Genomic DNA, 22,713 nt, shown 5'->3' with positions numbered 1-22,713 from the left:
GGACGGGCGAGGGGCCGCCGTCTCCCTGCGGACGGCGGCCCCTCGGCCGTGGTGGGCCCGGTGGCGGTCACATGTGGACGACGGGTGCGGCACCCGCGTCCTGCCGGGGCACTCCGCGCCGGTAGGAGAGGAGCGCGATGACCGTGCCCGCGCCGAAGAGGGCCGCCGACCACCCGAACGCGGTGGTGTAGCTCTCGATCGTGGCCTGCGCCCGCACCAGCTTGCTGGTGGCGTCCCGGCCGGTCAGGTACGAGGTGGCGGCGCTCGACGCGAGGGTGTTGAGCAGCGCCGTGCCGATCGAACCGCCGACCTGCTGCATGGCGTTGACGGTCGCGGAGGCCACGCCGGCGTCCTCGGCCGCGACCCCGCCGGTGGCCAGCTGCATCGCCGGCGGCATGACCAGGCCGAGGCCCACGCCGATCACGATCAGCTGCGGCAGCACCGCGCCGAGGTAGCCCGAGTCGAGGCCGATGCCGGTCAGCCAGGCCATGCCGGCCGTGGCGATCGCGAAGCCCATCGGGATGACCACCTTCGGGCCGAGCCGGGGCAGCAGCACCGTGGTGCCGGCCTGCGCGGTCACCATCAGCGCGCCGACCATCGGCAGGAACGCCACGCCGGTTTTCGTGGGGCTGAAGCCGAGGATGAGCTGGAGGTAGTAGGTCAGGAAGAGGAACACGCCGAACATGCCCGCGCCGGTGATCAGCACGGCGAGGAAGGAGGCCGCACGGTCCCGGTCCAGCAGGATGCGCATCGGCAGCAGCGGGTGCGCGGCCCGGGTCTGCCACCAGGCGAAGGCTGCCAGCAGTACCCCGCCCGCGATCAGGAAGCCCCAGGTCAGCGGGGAGTCCCAGTCGTGCGTCTCGGCGTTGGAGAAGCCGTAGACCAGGCCGAACAGACCGGCGGCCACCAGCACCGTGCCCGGCACGTCCAGCTTGGCGTTCGCCGCGTCGCGGTGGTTGCCCAGCAGAATCCAGCCGCCCGCGAAGGCGACGACCGCGATGGCGACGTTGACGTACAGCGTCCAGCGCCAGTCCAGCGCGTCGGTCAGTACACCGCCCAGCAGCAGGCCGACCGCGCCGCCGGCGCCGGCGATCGCGCCGTAGACGCTGAACGCGCGCGCCCGCTCCCGGGCGTCGGTGAACGTGGTGTTCAGCAGCGACAGCGCCGCCGGGGCGAGGAGCGCGCCGAAGGCCCCCTGCAGGGCGCGGGCGACGACCAGCATGGTGAAGCCGTTCGCGGCGCCGCCGAGTGCCGAGGCCGCGGCGAAGCCGACGACGCCGACGAGGAAGGCGGGCTTGCGGCCGAACAGGTCGGCGATCCGGCCGCCGAGGAGCAGCAGGGAGGCGAAGGCGAGGGCGTACGCCGTCACGATCCACTGGCGGTTGCCGTCGGAGAAGCCGAGGTCGGTCTGGGCGGACGGCAGGGCGATGTTCACGATCGTCGCGTCCAGCACCACCATCAGCTGGGCGATGGCGATGACCGCGAGGATCCACCAGCGCTTGGGCGAGGCCTCGGCGTGCGCTGTGGCCGCCGCTCCGGTGCGGGAGCTTTCGGCCAGGGTCTTCTCGGGCATGCGGAACCACTCCGGGGAAGCGGGACGGCAAACAGCTCGTAAACGAAACTGTTTCGTACACATCGAGCCTAGGTCACCGCGAGCGAAACGGCAACGTTTCTTTATTGCGGCCCTCTCCGCCGTGCGCGGCGTTTCAGGGTGTGGCGCCCTGGAAACACCGCGAAGGTTCGGCCCCGGCATTCGCGAGCCCGTGCACGCCGTCGCAGTGAGGTCGTCACCATGTCCCATGCCCCGTCCCCCGCAGGTCCGTCGAACGACACCCGGCCGCTCCCGGCCCCGGCCGGAACGGCGGCCACCGCCCCGCGCCCCGGCCGGGGCGGCACCGCCCTGGTGACGGGTGCCTCCTCCGGCATCGGCGCGGCCGTGGCCCGTCGGCTGGCCGCCGAGGGCGGCTGGCGGCTGGCGCTGAACGGGCGCGACGTCACCCGACTGGAGCAGGTGGCCGCCCAGTCCGGAGCGATCCCGCTGCCCGCCGACCTGACCCGCCCCGGCGCCGGCCGCCGGCTCACCGCGCTCGCCCTGGACCACCTCGGCGGACTCGACCTGCTGGTCGCGGGCGCCGGCGTGGGCTGGGCGGGGGAGTTCACCGGTATGCCCGCCGCGCGCATCGACGAGGTCGTGGGCGTCGACCTGCTGGCCACCGTGCACCTGGTGCGGACCGTGCTGCCGCACATGGTCGCCGCCGGCTCCGGACGCGTCGTGCTCATCGGGTCCCTCGCCGGCAGCGTGGGCGTGCGCGGCGAGGCCGTCTACTCCGCGGCCAAGGCCGCCCTGGCCGCCTTCGCCGACTCCCTGCGCTACGAGCTGCGCGGCACCGGGGTGGGCGTCGGCCTCGTCGTCCCCGGCGTCGTCGACACGCCCTTCTTCGACCGGCGCGGCACCCCCTACACCCGCGCCTGGCCGCGGCCCGTCCCCGTCGAACGCGTCGCGGCCGCGGTCTGCGCCGCCGCCCTGCACGGCAAGGACGAGGTGTACGTCCCCGGGTGGCTACGGCTGCCCGTCCGGGTGCGCGGTGCGGTGCCCGGGCTGTACCGGCGGCTCGCCGCCCGCTTCGGATGACCGTCATGACCGCCATGACCGCCCTCACGGTGCTGCTCGCCCTGCTCGCCGCCCTGTCCAACGCGTCCGCCTCGGTGCTCCAGCGCCGGGCCGCCGTACAGGAGCAGGAGCGAGAGCAGGAGCACGAGCAGAGGCGCGGGCAGGGGCGCGGGCAGGGGCCGGAGCCGGCCGGCGGGGCGGCCGGCCCGGAGCGGTCCGCCGTGCGCCGGTACGCCCATCTGCTGCGCCGCCCCTACTGGCTGGCGGGCGCCGGGCTGCTGGCCCTGTCCAGCCTGCTGCAGGCCGGGGCGCTGGCCGTGGGCAGCCTGTCGCTGGTCCAGCCCCTGCTCGCCGCCGAGCTGCTGTTCACCCTGGCCGTGGGCAGCGTCGTCTTCCGGCGCCGCCCGGACGGCCGGACCTGGCTGGCGTTCGCCGCGCTCGGCGGCGGGCTCGCCCTGTTCCTGCTCGCCGCCGCGCCGTCCCCGGGCCGGCCCACCGCGCGGCCGGGGGACTGGCTGCTCGGCGGCGGCGGGGCGCTCGGCACCGTCGTACTGCTCGTGACGGTCGCGCGCCCGGCCCGGGGCGCCTCCCGGGCCGCACTGCTCGGTCTCGCCTCCGCCGTGTCCTTCGCCCTCACCGCCGCGCTGCTCAAGGAGGCCGTGGGACGGCTCGGGCAGGGCCCCGCGGCGATGTTCGGCCACTGGTCGCTGTACGCCACGGGGGCCGCCGGGCTCGTCGCCTTCCTGCTGCTCCAGGGCGCGTTCGGGGCCGGCTCGCTGACCGCCTCCCAGCCCGCGCTCACCCTCGGCGACGCGCTCACCAGCGTCGTCCTCGGCTGGGTGCTGTTCGCCGAGTCGATCCGCCTGGGCCTGAACGTGCTGCCGGAGGCGATCGGTGTCGCCCTGATCGGGGCGGGCAGCATCGGCCTGGCCCACGCCTCGTCCGTCGGCGGGGAGTGGGACGCCACGGACCCGGGGACGTCCCCCGGATCCGCCCCCGCCGTGCCACGCACCCCGAGGAGGTAGGTCACCGATGTCCTCCGTGTCCGGCCGCGCCCGGCGGACGGCCGCCGTCCTGCTGCCGGCCGGTGTCGTCCTGGCCCACATCGGCCCGGCGGCCGGCTGGCTCCCGGGCGTACGGCTGCTGCTCCTCCCCGGCCTCGCCGGTACCGGCCGCCCCGGGCACATCGCGCTCACCTTCGACGACGGACCGGACCCCGCCTCGACCCCGCGCTTCCTCGACGCGCTGGACGCGCTCGGGGTGCGGGCCACCTTCTTCGTCCTCGGCCGGCACGCGCTCCGCCACCCCGGCGTGGTCCGGGAGACGGTACGGCGCGGGCACGAGCTGGGCGTGCACGGCTGGACCCACGACCGGCCCTGGCGCCCCGCGTTCGCCCGGGACGCCGAGGACATCGCCCGGACGGTCCGCACGGTGCACGACCTCAGCGGTCACCGCCCGCAGTGGTACCGCCCCCCGTACGGCATCCTCACCACCAGCCGCTGGCTGGCCGCCCGGCGGGCCGGACTGCGGACGGTGCTGTGGTCGGCGTGGGGCAGGGACTGGACGGCCGACGCCACACCGGAGTCCGTGCGGGCCCGGGTCGCCGCGGACCTCCGCGGCGGCGGCACCATCCTGCTGCACGACTCCGACCGCCACTCGGCCCCCGACTGCTGGCACGCCACCCTGGCGGCCCTGCCGGCCATCGTCCAGGACTGCCGCGAGGCGGGCCTCACGGTCGGCCCGCTCCGCGAGCACGGCCCGATCCCGGAGCCGGACGGGAGCGCTGCCGCGCCGGGGTGACCGCGGTGACCTGGGTGACCGGGGCGAACGGGGTGGGTGAGGGACGGGGCCCCGGAAGGCCGTACGGACCGTCGTGGAGGTGTGGCGGGTGCGCCGCTGGCCGTCACCGGGCGGGAGGGCGAGCGGCTGCCGCACGGGGCGTACGGGCGCGACCGGGGCGACCGGTGCGACAGGGGCGCGTGAGGGACGGGGCCCGGAAGGCCGCAGGGACCGTCGTGGAGGCGTGGCGGGCACGCCGCGACTCCGCGCACAGGCCGAGGGCGAGCGGCCGGGGCCGGTGTCGCGCACGGCGGTCGCGGGTCGGGCCCGGTGCCGCACACGGCTGCCAGCGGGGGGAGCCGCCGTCCCGCGCGGTGCGTACGCCGTCCCGCCCCGCCCCGGCCAAGGCTTCCGGCCCGGGCCGCAGCAGGCCTCGCCGGCTCACAGGTCCGTCGCGCAGTCCAGCGGGTCGCGGCGGAACAGGGCCTTGCCGCGGGCCACCCGTTCGTCGCGTTCCCGGGTGTTCTCGTCGAGCCGGCCGAGCGCCGCCAGCAGGGCGGGGCCGTCCGGGGCGAGTTCGGACAGGCCGAGGGCGGCCATGCGGCGGACGCCGTCCGTGCCGTGGCCGGGCAGCGGACGGTGGCCGATGACGGGCAGGCCCGTGGCGAGGGCCTGGACGGCGGTCTGGCCGGCCGCGTTGTCCACCAGGGCGTGGCACGCGGCCAGCAGGCCGGGCATGTCGTCGACCCAGCCGAGGGGGAGCCCCGCCGGCTCCCGGGAGAGGCCGGCGAGGAGCCGCTCGTTGCGGCCGCACAGCACCACCGGCAGGTACCCGGCCGCCGCCAGCAGCCGGGCGGTGGCGGCCGGGCGGGACGCCGCGCCCCACGCGCCGGCGGACAGCAGCACCGGCGGACGGCCGGGCGCCCGCGCGGCGAACCGCTCCCGCCACCGGGCCGCCCCGGGGGCCGGCGCGCGGAAGGCGGGCGCGACCACCGGGCCGGTCGTCACCACCGGCACGGCCAGGAACCGGCGCACCTCCCGCGCCGCCGCGTCCGTGAGGCACAGGTACCGGTCGTTGCCCGGATGCAGCCACTGCCGGTGCACCGCGAAGTCCAGCAGGAAGACGGCGCTCGGCACGCGCAGCGCGCCCCGCTCCCGCAGATGGCCGGTCAGCTGTGCCGCCAGATGGAACACCGGCACCACCACGTCGGCGTCCGTCCGCTCCACCAGTTCCGCCAGCCGGTCCCCGGCCAGCCGGGCCAGCGGGACCCCGCTCGGCCGCCGGCCGGGCCCGCCGCGCAGGAACGCGCCGTAGATCCCGGCGTACACCCAGGGCAGATGCCGTACCGACGCCTGGTAGCCGCGGCGCAGCCCCGAGCCCAGGCCGCACGGCAGCAGTCGCAGTACGTCGATCACATGGGCCTCGTGGCCCCGGGCCGCGGCCCGCCGGGCGAGTTCGGCGGCCACGGTGTCGTGGCCGGCTCCCATGCTCGCGCTCACGATCAGCGTCCGCCGCCGGCCGCCCGGCGCGTGAGGGTCGGTGGTAGGCACGGAGCCCGATTCTCCGCTCGTCCCGGCCGCAAACGGCGGACCCGCCCCGTCGTGTCGCCGCACCCGGCGGTCACCCGTGCGCAGCAGCGCGCCGCGTCCCTGGCCCTCCTCGGGCTGCGAGGCGCCCGGTGCGTGCCAGGCTGGATGCATCACAGCACAGCGTGTGGGCGGCGAGCACGGGAGGAGCCGTGAGGCGGTTGCGGCGCGGCCTGCACCGCGCGTGGGAGTGGGTACGCCTGCGGGCCCTGTTCGAGCACGGTCGCGAGCTGGAGCTGATGCACCGGGCCATGGGGTTCGCCACCCTGGCCCTGGTGACGCTGGCACCGCTGCTCATCGTGGTCGCGGCGGCCGACCCCCTGGTGCGCGGCGGCTTCGCCTCCTGGCTCACCGACGGGATGGGGCTGTCCGGCCGGTCCGCCCACGTGATCACCGACGTCGTCAGCCCCCCGCGCAAGGTCATCGGCACCACCAGCGTCTTCGGTGGCGTCCTGCTCGCCGTGTTCGGAGTGTCCTTCGGCGGCAGCGTGCAGAACGCCTACGAGCGGATCTGGGGCCTGGCCTCCGGCCCCTGGCACCGGGTGTGGCGGCAGGCGACCTGGCTGGTGGTGCTGACGGCGTACCTCTACCAGGAGGTGGCGACGAAGTCGACGCTGCACGGCGCGCAGCGGATCACGCTGTCCACGCTGAGCGGTGTGCTGTTCTTCTGGTGGGGGCAGCGCTTCCTGCTCGGCGGGCAGGTGCACTGGCGCTCACTGCTGCCCGGCGCGGTGGCCACCGTCATCGGCCTGGCCGGTCTGCGCGCCTTCTCCTACCTGGTCTTCACCCCGCTCATCGTGACCAACGCGCTCAGCTACGGCGCCGTCGGCACCGTCCTCGTCGTCGAGTCCTGGCTCATCGGCGTCGGGTTCGTCATCTACGGCGGCGCCATGTTCGGCCGCTGGTTCACCGAGCACCACTGGATGCCGTCCCACCACCACGACGAGCCGGGGGAGCGGGAGGAGACGCCCTAGGCCAGCTGCCGGCGCACCAGCTCGTGCAGCCGGCCCCCGGTGTCCGCGAGCAGTTCGGCCGGGGTGCCCTGCTGGACGACCTTGCCGTCCTCCATCACGATCACCCGGTCGGCGTCCAGGACGGTCGACAGCCGGTGGGCGATGACGATCCGGGTGGCGTTCAGCTTGCGGGTGCTGTCGATGACGATGCGCTGGGTGTCGTTGTCCAGGGCGCTGGTCGCCTCGTCGAAGAAGAGGATCCGCGGGCGCCGGATCAGCGCCTGGGCGATCATCAGGCGCTGCCGCTGGCCACCGGAGATCGCCCCGTTGCCCGCGACGATCGTGTGCAGTCCCATCGGCATCCGCTGGATGTCCTCCGCGAGCCCCGCCAGCTCGGCCGCCGCCATCACCTCCTCCGGCGTGTACGGCTCCGCACCGCAGATGACGTCCATGATCGACCCGGTGAACGGCTGGGCGTGCTGGAGGACCACCCCGCACTGCCGGCGCACCGCCGACTGGTCGAGCGCCCCCAGGTCCTGGCCGTCGTACAGGACACTGCCGGAGACCGGCCGGTCGAAGCCGATGAGCAGGCGCAGCAGCGTGGACTTGCCGCAGCCGCTCGGGCCGACGACCGCCACGAACTCGCCCGGCCGCACGGCGAAGGACACGTCGTCCAGGACGAGCGGGCCGTCGTCGGCGTACCGGAAGGAGAGCCGGCGGGCCTCCAGCGCGCCCGACAGCGGGCCGGGGCGGGTGCTGGCCGTGCGCACCTCGGGCGTGGTCTCGAGCACCGGCTTGATCTCCTCGAACAGCGGCAGCGCCGCCACCGCCGACACGAACGCGCCGGTCAGCTGGGTGACCGAGGTCAGCACCATGGTCACCGACGTGTTGAAGGCCAGGAAGTCCGCCGCCGACATCGCCCCCTTGGCCGGTCCCGCCAGCAGCATGAACATCAGCAGGGTGCACACGGGCAGGTAGACCGCGCCGAGGACCGTGGTCAGGTTCTTGATGCGGCCGACCTTCTGCTGGAGTTCCCGGCTGCGCGCGAACTCGCGCGCCCAGGCCGCGTACGCGTAGTTCTCGGCCGCCGCCACCCGTAGCTTGGGCAGCCCGCGCAGGGTCTGGAACGCCTGGTTGTTCAGCTTGTTGCCGAGCGTCACCAGCCGCCGCTGCCAGCGCACCTGCCACAGCCCGAGCCCGCCGAACACCGCGGCGATGACGGTGAGCATCCCGATCGCCGCCATCGCCATCGCGGGGCTGTACCAGAACAGCAGGGCGAGGTTCATCGCGCCGACCGTCACCGACTGGGCGACGACCGGGCCGACGCCCGCCAGCAGCCGGCGGATCGCGCTGATGCCCATGGCCGCACTGGCCAGCTCACCGGTGGAGCGCTGGGTGAAGAAGCGGGTGGGCAGCCGCAGCAGCCGGTCCCAGACGGCCGGCTGGAGCGCCGCCTCGATCCGGCCCTCCAGACGCAGGATGGACAGGTTCTCCAGCAGGGTGAACGCGGCCGCGACCACCCCGCTGACCATGACCGCCAGGCACACCTGGACGATCAGGCCCTCCTGCGCCCTCGGCACGTACTCGCCGAGCACCTTGCCGGTCGCGATCGGCACCAGCGCGCCGATCGCCACCGTCACCAGCCCCGCGAGCAGCAGGCCCAGCAGGTCGGCGCGGGTGCCGCGCAGGCTGAACCGCAGCAGCCCGAGCGGTCCCAGGCCCTTGTCGGGCAGCGGCCGGTAGAACATCACCGCACGCGGCTCGAACTCCTCCGCGTTCGCCTTCTCGACGGGCGTCTCCCGCCCCGTCCCGGGGTGGACGGCCACATAGCCGCCGCGCCGCCACAGCAGCGCCACCGGTGCCCCGGACAGCGCCCGGTGGCCGACCAGCGGGCCCACGTTCTCCCGCCACCAGCGCCCGTCCAGGCGGACGGCCCGGGTGCGGACCCGGGAGGCCAGCGCGACCCGCTCCACCGGGTCCAGCCGGTCGCTCTCCGTGCCGCTCTGCGCCGGCTCGGCCAGCCGGATCCCGGCGGCCTCCGCGACGAGCCGGCAGGCCGCGTGGGTGGCGTCGGCGTCGGCGGCCGTCGTGCGGCGCGAGGAGCGCTTGCCGATGGCGGCCAGCAGGGTCCGGTCGGCCTGGGCGCGGACCGCCTCACCGGCCTTGATCCCGGCGGCGGTGCGCGTCTCGTGGGTGCGCTCCAACTGCTCGATCCACCGGTCCAGCGCGGTCAGCAGCCGGTACTGCTGGTCCACCATGCTCTGCCACAGCGCGGGGTCCATCAGCAGGTCCGCGGCGGCCTCCGCGCCGTACAACGAGCCGTACTGCACGCTGCCCGGCGGCACCTGCATCCAGAACACGTCGTCGTCGCCCGGTGCCTCGGCCCGCTCCTCGGCCATCGGCGCCTGGAACAGCACGGACAGGCCGCGGCCGACGCCCAGGGCGAGCGCGTACTCCAGCGGGCTCGACGTCGGCGGCACGTACTGCGGGTTGCCGTACTCGTCGTACGACCAGGTCTGGGTCTGCGCCGGCTGGTACAGCTCGCGCAGGTTGACGCGGTGCACCACACAGTCCCGGACCGGGCGGGCCACCAGGGTGTGCTGGGGCCCCGCGACCGGGCCGAGCAGCAGCGTGCCCGCCTCCAGCCGGCCGAGGTGGTGCCAGTGGCCCTGCTGGGCGGCGTCCACCGCGAACAGGTCCAGGGCGCCGGCCGCGACCAGCCACAGCACCTGCGGACCCTCCAGGTCCAGCCGGCCCAGACCGGTGCAGTCCAGGCGCGTGCCCAGCGAGCCGAGCGCGCCGAGGACGAGGTCCCCTTCGTGTACGGAGGTCATCTCACCGCTCCCTGACCAGCGCCGCGTACGCGCCGCCGCGCGCCACCAGCTCCTCGTGCCGCCCGCGCTCCACCACCGTGCCGTGCTGGAGGACGACGATCTCGTCGCTGTCGCGGACCGTGCTCAGCCGGTGCGCGATCACCACGCAGGCGCAGCCGCGCCGGCGCAGGTTGTCCATCACGACCTGCTCGGTCTCCGCGTCCAGCGCGCTGGTCACCTCGTCCAGCACGAGGATGCTCGGCCGGCGCACCAGCGCCCGCGCGATCTCCAGGCGCTGGCGCTGCCCGCCGGAGAAGTTCCGGCCGTCCTGCTCCACCCTGCTGTGGATGCCGCCGGGCCGGCGCATCACCACGTCGTACAGCGCCGCGTCCTTCAGCGCCTCCACCACGGCCTCGTCGGGGATCGAGGGATCCCACAGGGCGACGTTGTCGCGGACCGAGCCCTCGAAGAGGAAGACGTCCTGGTCGACGAAGGAGACGGAGGCGGCGAGCGCGCCGCGCGGGATGTCCTCCAGCCGGCGGCCGTCGATGCGGATCACCCCGTCCCACGGCGCGTACAGGCCCGAGATCAGCCGGGAGACCGTGGACTTGCCGCTGCCCGAGCCGCCGACCAGCGCCACCTGCTGCCCGGGGCCGACGGTCAGGTCGAAGTCGGTCAGCAGCGGCTTGTCGAGCGGGCTGTAGCCGAAGGTGATGTTCTCCAGCTCGACGTGCCCGTGCAGCCGCCGGGTCGACTCGCCCTCGCCGGGGCGGGCGTACAGCGGGTCGGCCTGGAAGTTCTCCACGTCCTTCAGCCGGGCCACGTCGGCCGCGAAGTCCTGGATCCGGCCCGCCACACCGTTGAGCCGGGTCAGCGGCGCGGTGAAGCGGGTGACCAGCGCCTGGAACGCGACCAGCAGTCCGACCGAGATGTGCCCCTCGACCGCGCGCAGCCCGCCGATCCACAGGATGAGCGCGCTGTTGAAGGTGGCGAGCGTCGGCGCGACCACACCGAGCCAGGCGCTCGGCACACCGAGCCGCTGCTGCTCCTCCAGCGTGGTGGCGTGCTGCCCGGCCCACTTGCGGAAGTAGCCGTCCTCGCCGCCGGTCGCCTTGAGCGTCTCGATCAGCTGCAGGCCGGTGTACGAGGTGTTGGTGAGCCGCGCGGTGTCCGCGCGCAGCTTCGCCGTCCGGGTCGCGCGCAGCCGTACGACGAGCCGCATGGCGACCACGTTCAGCAGGGCCACGGAGATGCCGACGAACGTCAGCTGCGGGTCGTAGGTGTAGAGCAGGACCGCGTACAGCACGACCACGATCGCGTCGACGCCGGCCGCCGCGAGGTCGCGGGCCAGGGTCTCGGCGACCTGGTCGTTGGACTGCAGGCGCTGCACCAGGTCGGCGGGGGAGCGCTGGGCGAAGAACGTCACCGGCAGCCGCAGCAGGTGCCGCAGGAAGCGGGCGCTGGAGAGGGTGGAGGAGATGATCCGGCCGTGCAGCAGGTTGGCCTGCTGGAGCCAGGTCAGCACCAGGCTGAGCAGCACACAGGCGGCCATCGACGTGAACAGCACGCCCAGCAGCGAGGTCTGGCCGCCGATGAGGAACGTGTCGATGTAGGTGCGGCTGAGCGCGGGCACGGCCGCGCCGACCGCGACCAGCAGCAGACTGGCCAGGACGGCGGCGGGCAGGGTGCCCGCGGTGCCGCGCAGCCGGGCCGGCATCGCGCCGAGCACACCGGGCCTGCGCCCGCCCCTGGTGAAGTTCTCACCGGGTTCCAGGACCAGCACGACACCGGTGAAGCTGCCGTCGAACTCCTCCATGGGCACGAAACGGCGGCCCTTGGCGGGGTCGTTGACGTACACCCCGCGCCGGCCGAAGCGGCGGCCCATGCCGTCGTAGACGACGTAGTGGTTGAACTCCCAGAACAGGATGGCGGGGGCCCGCACCTCGGCGAGGGCGGCCAGGTCCATCTGCATGCCCTTGGCCGTCAGGCCGTAACTGCGGGCCGCTTTGAGCAGGTTGGAGGCGCGGGAGCCGTCGCGGGAGACACCGCAGGCGATCCGCAGCTCCTCCAGCGGGACGTGCCGGCCGTAGTGGCCGAGGACCATCGCGAGGGAGGCGGCGCCGCACTCGACGGCCTCCATCTGGAGCACGGTGGGGGTACGGACCGTGCCGGTGCGGGACTTCGGGGCGGGCCGTTTGGCGGGCGCCGCCCGTCTGCGGCCACGGGTTTCCTGGGCGGTGGTCACGGGAGCAGCCAATCGACGGGACGCTGGTCGGCGAGCCGGACGGAGCCGGTGGCGAGGGTCATGGAGTCGAGCCGGAACGGCGGCCCGTCGGAGGTGGACCAGCGGTAACCGCTCCTGGTGGACGACGACTTGTCCAGTTCCACCAGGACGGCCACCGGCCGGCCCTTGCGGGTGAACTGTTCGCCGAGCTGGCTGTCGCCGAGGAACGCGGAGATCGACTGGGCGGACTGCGCGGTGCGGTCCACCGACTTCACCTCGCCGCGCAGCACGCCGTACCGCTGTGCCGGGACGGAGGAGACGGTCAGGTCGACCGAGGCGTGCGCGGGGATGGCGGCGGCGTTCTCGGCGGGCACGTACACGGTCGCGTACAGCGGGTCGGAGCCGTGGGCGACCTTCTCGACCGCGGCGACGTCGGTGCCGGTCTGGACGATCTGGCCGATGGTCGCGGCGAGTGTGGTGACGCGGCCGGCGGCGACGGTCCGGACGACCGTGTCGCCTCGCTCCGTACGGACCTTGAGGACGGGCGCGTTCGCGGGCAGCCGTTGGCCCTGCCGGGCGAGGACGGCCGTCACCTGTCCGGCCACCGGGCTCTGGAGGACGTAACTGCCCTGGCCGTGGGTGAGGATGGCGGGTGCGCTCACCGTGGAGGCGACCGAGCCGGTCACCGCCCACACGGAGGCGGCGGCCATGACGACGACGGTGACGCCGAGCGCGAGCCAGCCCTGCGGGCGGGCGAGCCGCACCGGGAGGTCCAGCTCTTCCGGCGACTGGAGCTTGGCGAGGGCCTGTTGGCGGAACTGCACGGAACTTCCCTCACCTGGGGGTCGGGCGCATGGGGTTCAGGGCATCCGAGAGTCCCGGAGCCGAGGGACGGCTCCGGGACTTCGGCGACACCGGGGTGCGATCAGAGACCGGCGACCAGGCCGTTGATCGGGGCGGTGTTCAGGCCGGAGACGCCCTCGACGGTGCCGACGACCGTGTTGACCAGACCGGTCACGCCCGGGGCGATCTCGTTCACGGTGCCGAGGGTGCTGTTGAGGGTGTTGGAGGACAGGCCACCGGAGACGTTGTCCAGCTCGGCGTCCGAGATCTCGACGGTCTCAACCTGGGGGGTGGAGTTCATGGTGGAACTTCCCTTCGTATGGATATTTCACAAGGGGGGAGCGGCCCCCTCTGGGGACAGACGGACGGCCGCGACCGCGGGCGCCGGGCGCCGTCTGCGACGGGCCCGCCGGACCCCGCGGTGCGATGGATCAAAGCACGCACGCGGGGCGCGCTTCCAATCCAACGAGGGCCCTCACCTGGGAACTTGCCTCACGAAGGGGTTCATCCGTGCAGGCGTGCGCACGGGGTGTCGGCGACTCCTTCACATGCCGCACGGCATCGTCGCGTCGGCTGCCTTGCCCGCCGGACCGCGAATCCGGCACTCCTCGCCAAAGGCGTGTCAGGGGGCGCGCGAATGTGCAGAAGCCCGGGGGCCGGTGAGGTGGCCGAGTAGTGGATGTGCAGATTCGCTGAAGGGGGGATTCCGCTTCTTGTTCGGAACTGACTGTTACCGATCGGTAGCTGTCCGTGTCAGCCGAGAATCGCATAGACCGTGCTCGCCCGGGCGGCGAGAGCGCCCGAGGCGGCATCGCTCAACGTGACGTCCGCGAAAGCCATCCGGCGGCCCAGCTTCGTCAGGACCGCTTCGATCCGGACATCCGTACCGGTCACCGCGCGCTGGAACGAGGTCGACTGCTGCACCGTCGTCATCGGCACGAACCCGCCCCGCGCGGCGGACACCGCGATCACCGTCGCCGTGTCGGCCGCGGCCATCAGCGCCTGCCCGGACAGCCCGCCGCCCTCCCGGGCCAGCCGCTCCGACCAGGGCAGCCGCAGTACCGCCCGGTCCTCGCCCACCGCCTCGACGGTCAGCCCCAGATCGAGCACCCAGGGTGCGAAGTTGGCCAAGAGGATCTTGTCGGCTTCGACGGTGGTCATCGTCATATGGGGGATTGTTCCCGCCCGCCCGCCGCGACACGCCCGGCGTGGCCGATTCGCCACCCGGATACGGCCGTACGGAACCGGAATTGAACACACCACGCGGCCGGCGCGTACCTACGGCCATCCAGGCGCCGCGATACCCACCCCCCATGTCCCATCCCCCCATGTCCCATCCCCCCATGTCCCATCCCCCCCTCACGAACTGCCCGTTGAACGGCAGACCCCCCGTCCCAGGAGGTCGAGAAGTTTGAGTCACAAGCGAATGCCCAAGCGCAAGGCCGCGATAGCGGTGGGCGGTGTCGCGGCGCTCGGAGCGGCGGCCCTCCTGCTGCCCAACGCCAACGCGTCCCAGGACGACAACCAGGCGTCGGGCACCACCGGCAGCGCCAAGACCCTGAAGGCCGCGGACGCCTCCGGCCTCGCCGCCCAGCTGCAGAAGATCCTCGGCGACGCCTTCGCCGGGTCGTACTACGACAGCGGCAAGCAGCAGCTCGTCGTCAACGTGGTCAGCGGCGACAACAACGTCATCCTCCAGGCGAAGAAGGCCGGCGCGATCGTCCGGCAGGTGGAGAACAGCGCCGCCGAACTCAAGGCCGCCGCACGGACGCTGAAGACCAAGGCCACGATCCCGGGCACCTCCTGGGCCGTCGACCCGCGCACCGACAAGGTCCTCGTCACCGCCGACTCCACCGTGACCGGCGCCAAGTGGGACAGACTGCAGTCGACGGTGAAGAGCCTCGGCGCGGACATGGCGACCCTGAAGAAGTCCTCCGGCACCTTCAAGACGTTCGTCTCCGGCGGCGATGCCATCTTCTCCCAGGTGCAGGGCGGCAACGTCCGCTGCTCCCTCGGCTTCAACGTCACCGCCTCCGACGGCAGCCCCGCCTTCCTGACGGCCGGTCACTGCGGTGTCGCCGCCAAGGACTGGTCCGACTCGCAGAACGGCCAGCCCATCGCCACCGTCGACCAGGCCACCTTCCCGGGCCAGGGCGACTTCTCCCTCGTCAAGTACAACGACCCGAACACCCAGGCGCCCAGCGAGGTCAACGTCGGCAACGGCCGGACCGTGCAGATCAAGCAGGCCGCCGACGCCACCGTCGGCGCGACCGTGTTCCGCATGGGCTCCACCACCGGGCTGCACGACGGCCAGGTCACCGGCCTCGACGCCACCGTCAACTTCCAGAGCGAGACCGACCCGAACGGCGTCGACACCGTCACCGGCCTCATCCAGACCAACGTGTGCGCCGAAGCCGGCGACAGCGGCGGCTCGCTGTTCACCCAGGACGGCAGCGCCCTCGGCCTCACCTCCGGCGGCAGCGGCGACTGCACCAACGGCGGCGAGACCTTCTTCCAGCCGGTCACCACCGCCCTGCAGGCCACCGGCGCCACGCTCGGCGACGGCGGCGCGGGAGCGGGCGGCCAGGCCGGCGCGGGTGACCAGGCGGGGGCCGGTGACCAGTCCGGCGCGGGCGCCGGCGATCAGTCCGGCGCGGGTGACCAGTCCGGCGCGGGTGACCAGGCGGGGGCCGGTGACCAGTCCGGTGCCGGTGCCGGCGATCAGTCCGGTGCCGGTGACCAGTCCGGTGCCGGGGATCAGTCCGGTGCCGGGGACGAGGCAGGGGCCGGCGGCGACCAGATCGGTGGCGGTGCCGACCCGTCCGCACCGTCCGACGCCTCCGGCTCCGGCGCGGCGCACGACGGATCGTCGTCCCTCACCGGCACGCGCTGAGCGGACCGCCACACCCTGAGACTCCCCGGCCGGCCTCCCCCTCGGTCCCGGCCGCCGGGGAGTGGTCCGGCCCTCCGGCGGGAGGGCCGGACCACGGCTGAGCGGGGACGGACGGTCCGATCCGCGGGTGAGCGGGCCGGGCGGCCGGATCGCGGATGAGCGAGGGCGGGCGGCGAGGCGTTCGTGGGTGTCAGGCGGGTGTCACGCGGGTGTCAGGCGTCGTGGGCCCGCAGCAGCAGTACCGCCACGTCGTCCACCCGCTGCCGCGCCGCCACGCTGTGCCGGAGCACCTCGTCCGCCAGGCACTCCAGCGGCTGGTGGCCCACGTCCGCGAGCAGCGCGCCGAGGCCGGCCAGCGCGTCCTCGATGTCGACGCCGGGTGATTCCACCAGTCCGTCGGTGTAGAGGACCAGGACCGCGCCGGGAGCCAGGGGCACCTCGGTCGTCGGGTACACGGCCTCGGCCTCGATTCCCAGCAGCGGCCCCCCGGCCAGGTCCAGCACCCGCACCCGCCCGTCCGGCCGGCGCAGCAGCGGCGGCGGATGCCCCGCCCGGGCCATCACGGCCCGCCCCCGCGCCGGGTCCAGCCGCAGATACAGGCAGCTGGCGAACAGGTCCGCACCCAGATCGATCAGCAGCCGGTTGGTGCTGCTCATCACCTCGTGCGGGGCCTGCCCCACCGTGGTGTACGCCCGCACGCCCGTGCGGATCTGGCCCATCAGGCCCGCCGCGGTCACGTTGTGCCCCTGCACGTCCCCGATCACCGCCGCCGCCAGCGGGCGGGACGGCACCAGGTCGTAGAAGTCGCCGCCGATCTCCATGCCGTGGGTGGCCGGGAGATAGCGGGCCGCCGCCTCGATGCCGGGCGGCGGTGTCAGGGAGCTGGGCAGCAGGGCCTGTTGCAGTCCGTGCGCCAGGCGGTGCTTGGCGTCGTAGAGCAGGGCCCGCTCCAGGGCCTGCGCGATCAGTCCGCCGAGCGAGGTGAGCACCGCGCGCTCGTCGGCGGGGAAGGCGTGCGGCTCGGCGTAGGCGAGCACACAGGTGCCGACCGGCCGTCCGGACGCGATCAGCGGCAGGTACGCCCAGGCCGCGAAGCCGTCCGGGGTCTCCTGCCGGTCCGGATACAGCCGCTCCAGCTGCTCCCGGGAGTCGAAGAACGCGGGCACCCCGCTGCTGAGGGCCCGGGTGCCCGGGGTCCGCTCGGACAGCGGCAGCCCGTCGAACCGCCGCACGACATGCGCGTCCGGGTAACCGCGGTGCCCCAGCACGTGCAGCCGGCCGCCCTGCGCCCGCAGCAGCACCACCGCCTGGCTGCCGACGGCCGGTGCCACCTCGTCCCACACCAGCTGCACCACGTCCTGCACCCCGACCGCCTCGGTCAGCGCGCCCGCGAGACTCAGCACCTGGGAGATCGTCACCAGCCGGGACGGACCCGGCCCCGCCTGCGGAGTCCCGCGCGCCATGTCCGCCACCGCCCGCGCCCGGCTGATGCGCACGCTCAGCCCGGTGGTGCTCGGGTACAGCCGGAACGACAGCCACTCACCGGGCGGACGCAGCGCCACGAACGAGGTGACCTGCTGGCTCATCAGCGCGGCGCGGTACCGGTCCTCGTACATCGGGTCGTTCAGCCAGGGCACCGAGACCCAGGGCAGCGTGCCCAGCAGTTCCCCGGCCGGCCGGCCGAGCAGCTCGCAGGCGGCCGGGTTCGCGAAGCCGATCCGGCCGTGCAGATCCAGCGACAACAGACCGTACGGCAGCCGGGACACCAGCCGTGCCGCCTCCACCGTGCCCAGGTCACCCGCCACGCCCGACACCGGCACCGCGAGCACGTCCGGTTCGTGGCCGAGCGGCCGTTCCTCCCGGGCGGCCCGCTCCAGCCGCAGCGCCAGCCGTTCGCAGGCCGCCGTCAGATGGTCCCGCTCCCGGTCCGACAGCTGCGGGGGATGCGCGCCCGGCCAGGTCACGAACACCGCGCCGTACACCGTGGGCTCCGTCGCCACCGGCGCCGCGGCCAGTGCGAACGGGTACGGCAGTACCACCGAGATCCGCGGATAGCGGCGGGCCATCTCCTCCTCGCCGCTCACCCACACCAGCCGTCTCTCGCGCGCCGCCTCCGCCACCGGGATCGGCGCGCTCAGCCCGACCCGTTGCCACGGGGCCGCGAAGGCCCGCGGCATGCCCGCCATCACGGCCATCTCCAGGACCGGTTCCTCGGGCCTGAGCAGGTAGACCGCGCCGGAGTGCGCCCCCACCTCCTCCAGCAGCGCGGTCAGCGCGAGCGACAGCACCGGCTGCCCGGGCGACGCCGCCCGCCTGGGCCCTGGCCCGTCGGACACGCCGACCACCTCCTCGTACGGCCGCGCGTCGCATACCCGGGCACAAGACTCCCTCGCGGCGGCGCCCGGCGCACGGCGAGCGTGCACGGGACTCCGCCGGTCGCCCTGCGCCTCGGATGGCTCCGAATACCCCGGTCCGGCGTCCCCATGCGGTGTCCGTGCGCCGGAGCCGCCGAAGCAGCCGGAGCCGCAGGAGTCACCCGAGCCGCGGGAGTCGCCGGAGTCGCGGGAGTGGCCGGAGCCGTCGGAGGGGAGGGCGGGGGAGGCGGACGGGGCCGGCCCGGACCGGCGGCGCCGTCCTGCCGGCTCTGCGGGCGCGGCTGTCCGGGCGCGGCTCCGCGGGCGCGGCTGTCCGGCCTCGGCTCTCCGGCGCCTCTCGCCGGACGTGCCGCGCTCGGTGCGGAAGCACGGGTGGTGTACGGGTTTCTCGTGTGCGCCCCTGTCGCGCCGGGATGGCCAAATTCATACCCACGGGGCGAGGTTCCCGGCCGTCCGGCCGGTGCGGGGGGCGGGTACCGGAACGGAGGCCGAAGGGTGGTCCGGGCGTGTCGGCGGTGGGCCGGGGCGGCGCGCCGCGCGTGTCGTCGGGGTGCCGGGCGGCGGTCCCAAGGTGCCCGCTGGCCGAATCATCCCCCCAGATCAGGGGCAGTCCGGCCAGCCGGCCGAACAGCGGGGCCCCGCGTCGGCGAACGAAGGCGCGACGCGGGGACGGACCGTCGGCCACCGCCCGGCGGCGACATTTCTGCCGCGAGCCTGGTTTGCGGACGGAGCGCCGGGGCACACGCGGGGGCGGCGATCCGGCCGTGGTCTCGTGCGCGCGAGCGGCATCGAGAAGTGGCCGGACTGTGACGCAAAAGCACCGTCGGAATACGCTGCGTTCAACTTCAGGGGGTTGCTTGCGCGTGACGCACCGTGAAGACTGTGGCCGAGTTCCATCGAAACGAAGGTGTTGCCGAGTGCGCATCATGCCAATCGCGGGGCGGCATGCGCTGCGACTGCGTATTCTCACACCTCGTTCGCAGGACCCGGGGCCGCGTGCCCCGCTGTCCTTCCACGAGCCGGGAGGGTCCCGTGCGCATGCCGCGCGGGAGGTATCGCCGAGGGGATGGGTTATGTCGGGTTGGCGCGCCGCACGACCGGGCTCGCTGCGGGGCCGTGGCCGGCCGCGTGGCTGCCGCGTCCTTCACCGCATGTGCTGAGGCTCCATGTGCTGAGGCTCCATGTGCCGATGCGCCGTATGTGCTGACGCACCACGTGTCGAGGCGCCTCACGTGCTGAGGCTCCAGCAGTCCCGGTGCTGAGGCCTCGGGCCCACCCCGACGGCGGACCGACGGCGACCGTCCGTCCCGCCGCGCACGACGAGGCCACACGGGTCGCGCGCTCGCGCCGTAGGTCCGGATGCCCCGGCAGCGGGGACATCACCGTGCCCGGAACCAGCCACGGCCCCGGCCGTGCCGCACCGGCTTGTGGCAGCCCCCGGTGTGCGACTCCTCCATGCCCGTACTCGCTAGCAAGGAGACAAGGTGACCAGCAGGCAACCGACCGGCGAACGGCTTCTCCTGGAGGAGTTACCCGACCGCTGGCGGGGCTTACGCGAGGCCGGGCCGGTGCGGTACGACGAGAAGCAGGGGGTCTGGCAGGTGCTGGACCACGAGACCGTCGCCACCGTGCTCGCCGACCCGGCGACGTACTCCTCGGACCTGTCCGCCCTCGCTCCGACCCAGTCCGACTTCGAGACCTTCCGGCAGGGCAACTTCGTCGGCATGGACCCGCCGGAACACCGCAAGCTCCGCACCCTGGTCAGCCAGGCGTTCACCCCGCGGGTGGTCCAGGGGCTCGGCCCGCGCATCGAGGCCGTGACCGCCCGGCTGCTGGACGAGGTCGCCGACCGCGACCGCTTCGACCTGGTCGACGCGCTGGCCTACCCCCTGCCGATCATCGTGATCGCCGAACTGCTCGGCATCCCCGCCGAGGAACACCGGCTCTTCCAGGAGTGGGCGAGCGTCCTGTTCGGCGGCGACCAGCTCGGCGAGGCGCCCGACATGGCCGACCTGGAGCGGGCCCTGGAGGCCATCGCCCCCACCGTGCGCGAGATGAACGACTACATGCTCGACCACATCCGCGCCCGCCGCGCCCACCCCGGTGACGACCTCACCAGCAGGCTCATCGCCGCCGAGGTGGACGGCGTCCGCCTCGCCGACCAGGAGATGGTCGGGTTCGTGGCCCTGCTGCTGGTCGCCGGGCACATCACCACGACCGCGCTGCTGGGCAACGCCGTCGTCACCTTCGACCGGCACCCCGGCGCCGACGCCGCGCTGCGTGCCGACCCCGCACGGATCCCGGCCGCCGTCGAGGAGGTGCTGCGCTGGCTGCCGCCCTTCCCGGAGCTGGGCCGCCGGGTCACCCGGCCCGTGACCCTCGGCGGCCACGACCTCCCGGCCGACGCCCTTCTGATGGCGCACCTGGGCGCCGCCAACCGGGACCCCGCCCGCTTCGACACGCCCGACGCCTTCGACGCGACCCGGAACCCGAACCCCCATCTGACGTTCGGGCACGGCATCCACTTCTGTTTCGGCGCGCCGCTGGCCCGGCTGGAGGCGCGGATCGCCCTGCGCATGTTGCATGAACGATTCCGCATCCTGGCGATCCCCTCGTACGAGGACATCGCCTACCAGAACCCGGCCGTCATCATCGGCGTACGGCACCTGCCCGTCGAGGTCGGCAGACCGTAGCCCGGGCGCCGCCTGCGCCCCCGGCCGGCCCCCACACCGCTCGTGCGGGGCCGGGCCGGCGCACCCGCACATGAGACCCACCCAACGGGAGTCCCCTTCTCATGCCGTACACCATCCCCGCAGCTCCGGCCGCCTCCCGGACGCCGTCCCCGCTCCACCGGGAACTGCAGCACCGTCTCGACGCCCTCGCCCGGACCCACCGGGTACCCGGCGCCCAACTCGCCCTGGACACCGGCACGGACGTCCTCTCCGTGCACACCGGCACGGCCGACACCGCCACCGGCGCCCCCTTCACCGCCGACACGGCGGTCCCGCTGGGCTCGCTCACCAAGCCCTACACCGCCGCACTCGTCATGCTCCTGGCCGACGACGGCGACCTCGACCCGGACGAGCCCGCCGCCGCGCACCTCCCGGAGCTGAGCGGAACACCCGAGGTGACGGTCCGACAACTCCTGAGCCACACAGGAGGGTTACCCACCGGTTGGGACTCGGACACCGCCGCCACGTCCACCGCCGCCCGCTATCTCGCGGCCGTCTGCACCGCCCGCGACGCGCTGTTCGCGCCGGGCACCGACTTCTCCTACTCCAACGCCGGTTACGTCGCCGCCGGGCGCCTGGTCGAGGCGGTCACCGGCATGCCGTGGACCGAGGCGGTCGGTACGCTGCTCCTCGAACCCCTCGGTGTCATACCCGCGTTCACCGGCGACAGCGCGCCCACCCGCCCCGTGGCCGCCGGGCACGCCGTCAACACCGCGACCGGGCAGGCCCTGCCGGCCCGGCAGAACCTGGCGCCGCTGGAAGCCCCGGCCGGTGCGCTGCTCGCGAGCGCCCGGGACCTGGCCGCGTTCGGCGCCGCGCTGATCGGCCGCGCGGACCTGCTGCCGCCCGCCGTCGCCAAGGAGATGCGCCGCGCCGAGACCGCCGCCCGCCCGGGCGCACTGGCCGACGGCTGGGGCGCCGGAGTCGCCCTGTACCAGCGGGACGACCGCGTGTGGTGCGGGCACGACGGCAACGCCCAGGGTACGTCCTGCCATCTGCGGGCCGACCCGGAGAGCGGGGTCGTGGTCGCCTTCACGGGCAACTCCGCGGGCGCCACCGCGCTGTGGCGCGACCTCGCCGGGGAACTGGACCGGCTGGCCGGCGTCCGGGTGCCCGCCGTACCCGCCGGCGCGCGCTCCGCTGACCGGGGCCGGCCCGTCGCGCCGCCCGACTGCATGGGCACCTACCGCAACGGCGCCATGACGTACCGCGTCGCGCCCGGACCGGACGGCTCGCCGGCCCTGTCGGTGGACGGCGACCTTCCCATCCCGCTGGTCTGCTACGCCGACCTCTCCTGCGACCTGCTCGATCCGGACACCGGGCGTGTCGAACCCGGCGGACGCTTCCACCGCGATCCGGCCTCCGGCCGGGTGGACCGGGTGCAGATCTCCGGGCGCATGGCCTGCCGGGTGGCCGACGGCTGAGCCGGGGGGTGCGGACGCGCCGGGGGTGGCCGTCGCCGGCCGGCCGGCTGGGTTTGCCCGAACTGGACTTGGCTGGACTTTGTTCGGTTGGTTCGGTCGGTTCGGTCTGGCTCGGCCGGGCTCGGCTCGCTCCGGTTGCCCGGGACGGTGGTCGTCACCCGGCGTGGGGCCGGGCCGGATCGCCTCGTCGCCTCCGCGGGCGGAGCGGGCGCCCCGAACAGGGGGCCGGACCGGTCCCGCGGTCGGCTCCGCCCGGCCGTCACTGCCGGCTTTCCTCCCCCGTTCCACCCGCTCTGCGCGTCACCCGTCACCCGTCGCCCGCCCGCCCGCCCGCGCCGGGTCGCCGTCGCCGCCCCCGGCAGGGCGCCCCGCACCGCCGTACCACCGCACCGTCACGCGCATCCGGTGTGCCACCCCGATCCAGTGCACCGCCCCCTTGCCGGGCCCCGACGCCGCATCGTTCCGCTCTCCGAAGGACT

Annotated in this window: 15 protein-coding genes; 7 read left to right on the top strand and 8 right to left on the bottom strand. The window is 74.3% G+C overall.

Annotation, left to right across the window (positions count from 1 at the left end; translation table 11 throughout):
- Positions 1–67 precede the first annotated feature (67 nt).
- The gene (locus IEZ20_RS17025) at positions 68–1,573 is read right to left on the bottom strand and encodes an MFS transporter (RefSeq protein ID WP_189299323.1); all 1,506 of its coding nucleotides are present in this window, start codon (positions 1,571–1,573) and stop codon (positions 68–70) included.
- A 219-nt stretch (positions 1,574–1,792) separates the two neighbouring features.
- Between IEZ20_RS17025 and IEZ20_RS17020 the strand changes: the two genes are divergently transcribed.
- Genes IEZ20_RS17020 through IEZ20_RS17010 form a run of 3 tightly spaced genes read left to right on the top strand, consistent with a single transcriptional unit; the run spans position 1,793 to position 4,411 of the window.
- Positions 1,793–2,632 (top strand): SDR family NAD(P)-dependent oxidoreductase, encoded by an 840-nt coding sequence (locus IEZ20_RS17020; RefSeq protein ID WP_189299321.1) that lies wholly within the window; start codon positions 1,793–1,795, stop codon positions 2,630–2,632.
- Between the two features lie 14 nt (positions 2,633–2,646).
- Positions 2,647–3,636 (top strand): DMT family transporter, encoded by a 990-nt coding sequence (locus IEZ20_RS17015; RefSeq protein ID WP_189299867.1) that lies wholly within the window; start codon positions 2,647–2,649, stop codon positions 3,634–3,636.
- A 7-nt stretch (positions 3,637–3,643) separates the two neighbouring features.
- The gene (locus tag IEZ20_RS17010) at positions 3,644–4,411 is read left to right on the top strand and encodes a polysaccharide deacetylase family protein (protein WP_189299319.1); all 768 of its coding nucleotides are present in this window, start codon (positions 3,644–3,646) and stop codon (positions 4,409–4,411) included.
- 420 nt (positions 4,412–4,831) lie between these two features.
- Here the strand turns inward: IEZ20_RS17010 and IEZ20_RS17005 are convergent, their stop codons facing one another.
- Complete coding sequence (locus tag IEZ20_RS17005) at positions 4,832–5,941, bottom strand: MGDG synthase family glycosyltransferase (protein ID WP_229896111.1); 1,110 nt, start codon at positions 5,939–5,941, stop codon at positions 4,832–4,834.
- Positions 5,942–6,129: 188 nt separating this feature from the next.
- Here IEZ20_RS17005 and IEZ20_RS17000 point away from each other — a divergent pair, with 188 nt between their 5' ends.
- Positions 6,130–6,951, top strand: coding sequence for a YhjD/YihY/BrkB family envelope integrity protein (locus tag IEZ20_RS17000; protein WP_189299317.1), 822 nt, complete (start codon positions 6,130–6,132; stop codon positions 6,949–6,951).
- Here the strand turns inward: IEZ20_RS17000 and IEZ20_RS16995 are convergent.
- The 5 genes from IEZ20_RS16995 to IEZ20_RS16975 all read right to left on the bottom strand — a co-directional run bounded on the left by IEZ20_RS16995 (position 6,948) and on the right by IEZ20_RS16975 (position 13,977).
- On the bottom strand, positions 6,948–9,764 hold the full coding sequence (locus tag IEZ20_RS16995; RefSeq protein WP_189299315.1) for an NHLP bacteriocin export ABC transporter permease/ATPase subunit: 2,817 nt from the start codon (positions 9,762–9,764) through the stop codon (positions 6,948–6,950). The two genes, IEZ20_RS17000 and IEZ20_RS16995, sit on opposite strands and share 4 nt — an antisense overlap.
- 1 nt (position 9,765) lies before the next feature.
- Positions 9,766–11,988, bottom strand: a complete 2,223-nt coding sequence (locus tag IEZ20_RS16990) for an NHLP family bacteriocin export ABC transporter peptidase/permease/ATPase subunit (protein WP_189299313.1) — start codon at positions 11,986–11,988, stop codon at positions 9,766–9,768.
- Positions 11,985–12,791, bottom strand: a complete 807-nt coding sequence (locus IEZ20_RS16985) for an HlyD family efflux transporter periplasmic adaptor subunit (protein ID WP_189299311.1) — start codon at positions 12,789–12,791, stop codon at positions 11,985–11,987. The genes IEZ20_RS16990 and IEZ20_RS16985 overlap by 4 nt, the downstream gene beginning before the upstream one ends.
- A 101-nt stretch (positions 12,792–12,892) precedes the next feature.
- Positions 12,893–13,111, bottom strand: a complete 219-nt coding sequence (locus tag IEZ20_RS16980; RefSeq protein WP_189299309.1) for a type A2 lantipeptide — start codon at positions 13,109–13,111, stop codon at positions 12,893–12,895.
- A gap of 452 nt (positions 13,112–13,563) precedes the next feature.
- Positions 13,564–13,977, bottom strand: a complete 414-nt coding sequence (locus IEZ20_RS16975) for a PaaI family thioesterase (protein WP_189299307.1) — start codon at positions 13,975–13,977, stop codon at positions 13,564–13,566.
- 259 nt (positions 13,978–14,236) lie between these two features.
- Here IEZ20_RS16975 and IEZ20_RS16970 point away from each other — a divergent pair, with 259 nt between their 5' ends.
- The gene (locus IEZ20_RS16970) at positions 14,237–15,703 is read left to right on the top strand and encodes a S1 family peptidase (RefSeq protein ID WP_189299863.1); all 1,467 of its coding nucleotides are present in this window, start codon (positions 14,237–14,239) and stop codon (positions 15,701–15,703) included.
- Between the two features lie 212 nt (positions 15,704–15,915).
- Here the strand turns inward: IEZ20_RS16970 and IEZ20_RS16965 are convergent, their stop codons facing one another.
- Complete coding sequence (locus tag IEZ20_RS16965; protein ID WP_189299305.1) at positions 15,916–18,048, bottom strand: SpoIIE family protein phosphatase; 2,133 nt, start codon at positions 18,046–18,048, stop codon at positions 15,916–15,918.
- A gap of 1,514 nt (positions 18,049–19,562) precedes the next feature.
- On the opposite strand from IEZ20_RS16965, the gene IEZ20_RS16960 reads away from it, so the two are divergent.
- The gene (locus IEZ20_RS16960; RefSeq protein ID WP_189299303.1) at positions 19,563–20,771 is read left to right on the top strand and encodes a cytochrome P450; all 1,209 of its coding nucleotides are present in this window, start codon (positions 19,563–19,565) and stop codon (positions 20,769–20,771) included.
- 101 nt (positions 20,772–20,872) lie between these two features.
- Positions 20,873–22,234 (top strand): serine hydrolase domain-containing protein, encoded by a 1,362-nt coding sequence (locus tag IEZ20_RS16955; RefSeq protein WP_189299301.1) that lies wholly within the window; start codon positions 20,873–20,875, stop codon positions 22,232–22,234.
- Positions 22,235–22,713 lie beyond the last annotated feature (479 nt).

Origin of the sequence: Streptomyces cinerochromogenes (assembly GCF_014648635.1) — a bacterium.
In the GTDB taxonomy this organism is placed as follows: domain Bacteria; phylum Actinomycetota; class Actinomycetes; order Streptomycetales; family Streptomycetaceae; genus Streptomyces; species Streptomyces cinerochromogenes.
Note: the sequence above shows the minus strand (reverse complement) of the source record. Positions and strands in the feature narration are given on the sequence as shown.

What these genes read in the sequence shown, in the direction of transcription:
- IEZ20_RS17025 (WP_189299323.1), bottom strand. Translation starts at nt 1,573, where the DNA reads ATGCCCGAGAAGACCCTGGCCGAAAGCTCCCGCACCGGAGCGGCGGCC.
- IEZ20_RS17020 (WP_189299321.1), top strand. Translation starts at nt 1,793, where the DNA reads ATGTCCCATGCCCCGTCCCCCGCAGGTCCGTCGAACGACACCCGGCCG.
- IEZ20_RS17015 (WP_189299867.1), top strand. Translation starts at nt 2,647, where the DNA reads ATGACCGCCCTCACGGTGCTGCTCGCCCTGCTCGCCGCCCTGTCCAAC.
- IEZ20_RS17010 (WP_189299319.1), top strand. Translation starts at nt 3,644, where the DNA reads ATGTCCTCCGTGTCCGGCCGCGCCCGGCGGACGGCCGCCGTCCTGCTG.
- IEZ20_RS16995 (WP_189299315.1), bottom strand. Translation starts at nt 9,764, where the DNA reads ATGACCTCCGTACACGAAGGGGACCTCGTCCTCGGCGCGCTCGGCTCG.
- IEZ20_RS16980 (WP_189299309.1), bottom strand. Translation starts at nt 13,111, where the DNA reads ATGAACTCCACCCCCCAGGTTGAGACCGTCGAGATCTCGGACGCCGAG.
- IEZ20_RS16975 (WP_189299307.1), bottom strand. Translation starts at nt 13,977, where the DNA reads ATGACGATGACCACCGTCGAAGCCGACAAGATCCTCTTGGCCAACTTC.
- IEZ20_RS16970 (WP_189299863.1), top strand. Translation starts at nt 14,237, where the DNA reads ATGCCCAAGCGCAAGGCCGCGATAGCGGTGGGCGGTGTCGCGGCGCTC.
- IEZ20_RS16955 (WP_189299301.1), top strand. Translation starts at nt 20,873, where the DNA reads ATGCCGTACACCATCCCCGCAGCTCCGGCCGCCTCCCGGACGCCGTCC.